Origin of the sequence: Streptomyces sp. CT34 (assembly GCF_000805335.1) — a bacterium.
In the GTDB taxonomy this organism is placed as follows: domain Bacteria; phylum Actinomycetota; class Actinomycetes; order Streptomycetales; family Streptomycetaceae; genus Streptomyces.
In genome coordinates, this window is sequence record NZ_KN708638.1 from 3,970,376 (window position 1) to 3,972,248 (window position 1,873).

Annotated in this window: 2 protein-coding genes; one reads left to right on the forward strand and one right to left on the reverse strand. The window is 73.8% G+C overall.

Annotated elements, in window-relative coordinates; genetic code table 11:
• The first annotated feature begins 450 nt into the window (after positions 1-450).
• Positions 451-1,389, forward strand: a complete 939-nt coding sequence (locus RZ84_RS17320; protein WP_043265073.1) for a Yip1 family protein — start codon at positions 451-453, stop codon at positions 1,387-1,389.
• 155 nt (positions 1,390-1,544) lie between these two features.
• Here RZ84_RS17320 and RZ84_RS41240 read toward each other — a convergent pair.
• Positions 1,545-1,873, reverse strand: a 329-nt coding sequence (locus tag RZ84_RS41240; protein ID WP_241777741.1) for an RICIN domain-containing protein, incomplete at its 5' end; no start/stop codon positions are given.

Genomic DNA, 1,873 nt, shown 5'->3' on the forward strand with positions numbered 1-1,873 from the left:
CGGGACCCCCCAGCTCCCACCCACCGGTTTTTCCCACCCCTCCACGGGAGGGGGCGGGCCGGAGGGGGTGGTGTGCCGGACGTAAAGCGAAGCAGTCCGGCACACCGCCCCCGCAGGGCCGTCACCGCACCCGAAAGCCCCGCGCAGCGGACAACGCCCCGCGCCGCAGGCGCAAAGGCGAGTAACCCCCGCGGCGGGACGGCCGACAACGTCGGGCGCGGCAAAGCGCAGCGGAGCCGCGCAACGGCGACAAACCCCCACGGCGGGAAAGCCGACAACGTGGGGCGCAGGCAAAGCGCAGCGGACGGGCGCAGCGGACGGGTGGGAAGGACCCCCAGGGGAAACCCTTAGGGGATGTCACAGGACAGCCCCAAAGGGGCACCAGGCTCTCCGTCGTGGCCACCCGGCTCTGCCGGACCAGGTACTTTCGAAAGCGTGGCTGGATTCAGGATGGGTCGCGGACGGGATGCCCGCACCGCGCAGGACGGACAGCAGCAGGGGCGCCAGGGGCCGCACGCACCGTACGGGCAGCAAGGACCGTACGGGCAGCAGCCCCCGCCTCCGCACGGCCAGTGGCAGCAGCCCCCGCAGGCGCCGCCGCGGCCGTACGGCGCGCCCCCGGGTGTCCCGCGCCAGCAGGGGCAGCCCGAGTACCTCGACGACGGCGGCTATCAGGACGCGGGCCCGTCGTACGCGCCGTACTCCGACGACAACTCCCCGGGCCGCACCCGGGAGTTCAGCGTGGGCGAGGCGCCGGACGCCTACGGCTACGGGGACGGCCCCGCCGACAGCGAGTACGCGGCCGGCGGCACCTACCGCGCCGGCCAGACGACGGCGCCGCCGGCCGGCCCCCGGCTGCACTGGAAGCAGCTGCTGCCCGGCGTGGTGCTGCGCCCGACGCCGACGTTCTGGCAGATGCGGGACCACACGCTCTGGGGCCCGGCGCTGCTCGTCACCTTCGTCTACGGCCTGCTGGCGATCTTCGGTTTCGAGAAGGCGCGCGCGGATGTGCTGAACGCCACGCTCGGCAACAGCATCCCCTGGGTGCTGATCACCGCCGTGATGTTCGTCATCGGCGGTCTGATCCTGGGTGCGGTCACCCACACCATGGCCCGCCAGCTGGGCGGCAACGGCGCCTGGCAGCCCACCGTCGGCCTGTCCATGCTGGTCATGACGATCCCGGACGCGCCCCGGCTGCTGTTCGCGATGTTCCTGGGCGGCGACAGCCCGCTGGTGCAGGTCCTGGGCTGGGCCACCTGGCTCGCCACCGGCTATCTGCTGACCTCCATGGTCAGCAAGTCGCACGACCTGCCGTGGCCCAAGGCCCTGGGCGCGTCCGCGATCCAGCTGGTCGCGCTGCTGGCCCTGGTGAAGCTCGGCACGCTGTAGACGGCCGGCGCCCCGATCCGGCCGACGGGAAAGGGGCCCGTACCGGGAGAGCGTCTCCCGGGACGGGCCCCTTCCGCCGTCCGCCGGCGATTCCACTGCGCGTCGCCGATCCGCTGCGCGGTGCCGATTCCGCCGTGCGTCGCCGACCGGCTCCGTCACGCGAACCGCTGCCCCGCCGTCCCGTCGCACCGCTGCAACCGGACCGGGTCCTTCGCCGCGCCCAGCGTCAGGCACAGCGACGGCGCGGCGGCCGGCCGGAAGCTGCCGCCGTCCCGGACGAACTGCTGGTTTCCGGCGCCCGAGCAGTTCCAGAGGATCAGCGCGGCGCCCGGCTCGTAGCGCCCGCCCGGCACGTCCAGGCACCGGGCGTGGCTCAGCTCCACATGGACCGACTTCTGCTCCGGGTCGTACCACCAGCCCTGATTGCGCTGCCCGTTGCAGTCCCAGCCGCCGACCGCGGTCCCGTTGCGGCTGGGGGCGCCCC